Source organism: Collinsella sp. BA40 (genome assembly GCF_008014645.1).
Taxonomy (GTDB): Bacteria; Actinomycetota; Coriobacteriia; order Coriobacteriales; family Coriobacteriaceae; genus Collinsella.
The window spans coordinates 1-1,557 of sequence record NZ_VOWY01000022.1; the positions used below are offsets into that span (position 1 = coordinate 1).

Annotated in this window: 1 protein-coding gene; it reads right to left on the reverse strand. The window is 71.0% G+C overall.

Annotated elements, in window-relative coordinates:
• Window positions 1-332 precede the first annotated feature (332 nt).
• Window positions 333-1,439 (reverse strand): IS110 family transposase, encoded by a 1,107-nt coding sequence (locus E4J93_RS07930; RefSeq protein WP_147588929.1) that lies wholly within the window; start codon window positions 1,437-1,439, stop codon window positions 333-335.
• Window positions 1,440-1,557: the final 118 nt, after the last annotated feature.

Consider the following 1,557-nt stretch of genomic DNA (forward strand, 5'->3'; position numbering starts at 1 on the left):
CCCTTTAATATGAGTTGAACATTGTCAAGAGGCAAAACCGGCCCGGCCGTCCGCGGAGCTACCGCGTACGGCCGGGCCTACCTATCTTCACCCGGCGACCGCGCCGCTTGAGGGCGTGTCTGCTCGACGCACGTTCGGCATTCTAATATCCGCGCGTGGCCTTCTCGGCTGCGCATTTCGTTGCTACGGCTGGGGGCCTCGTGGCGAAATCGGAGTCTTTCAGCGGGCATGGCGGTCCCCCGCCGCCCAAAAAGGGGACTCGAGTGGCCTCCCAACGGCCTCGAGCGCGGCGCGCGCCGGGGTCGGACCCTGCGTCCGGGGAGGGCGGCGCGCTACGCCGTCGCCATCCGCGCTATCGCCCACACCCAGCACGCCATCTCGCGCGCCGTGGCGCAGTTGGCCACGCACGGCCTCTTGCCGGCGGCGGCCATGGCCTCCCTGCGCTCGATCAGCCTGCGGTTGCACTTCGTCGTGTGGCGCCGCACCGCGGGGGCGACCTCCTGTCCGGGCGCGAGGGGCTTCGGGTCGCGCGAGGACATCGGGACGTGCCAGGCGGACTCGACGAGCGCCGAGCGCACGTGGGCGTTGCCCGCGCGGGTTATCCCGCCCCTCGACGCCGACTCGCCGCTCGAGTGCTCCGAGGGCGCGAGCCCGCACCACGAGGCGAACGACGGCGCGTTCGGGAACCGGGCGGGGTCGCCCATCTCGCAGGCGAGCAGGAACGCGGTGGCGATGTCGATGCCCTTCACGCACCTGAGCGCGTCCACGACCGGCTTCCATTCCGGCCGCCCGGCAGATTCGGCGACCTTCCTCGCCAGCGCGTCCCGGGCCTCCTCGCAGCGCCGCACGCAGTCACGGTAGTGCTCGTAGGCCGCGTCGTCGTCGGGCTCGCCGAACTCGATCGAGTCGGCCCACCGCCAGTACGCGCGGGTCCAGTTGCCCCTCCGCCTGCCGGTCGGCGTCAGCTCGTCGAAGACGTGGCCGTGCCTCAGCAGGAACTTCGACATCCTCTGCTTGGCGCGCTGCAGGTCGTCGCGGGCGTCCGCTAGCGCGCGCGACAGGTCGCGGGCGGCCTCGGTGCGCTCGTCGGGTACCCGCACCTCGACGACGTTGCGGCAGGCGAGCAGCCTGGCGAGGAACTCCGCGTCGCGGCGGTCGGTCTTGCGGCCGCGGTCGGCGGCCGGGCGCTGCATCTTGGAGACGGCCCCGACGGCGCAGTCAAGGCCGAGGGCGCGCAGCGCGCGGCACAGGTGGAAGCCGGTCACGCCGGACTCGTAGACCGCCTTCGGCGACTCGAACCCGAGGGCCCACTCGGCGACCGACGCGGGGTCGTAGCCGAAGGAGGCGCGGGAGACCTCGCCGGTCATGGGGTTCAGGGCGCAGGCCTTGATGCTGCGGGCGTGGACGTCGAGACCGATGGCTGTGACATAATTGGACATGGAGCCCCTCCTCCGTCGCATGTGGCGCGCGGCCACGGTTGGCGCTACGACCATTGTCGCCCGACCCACGATAGAGCTACAAGGGGAGGGGCTCCAATGTTCAACTCATATCGTCTTT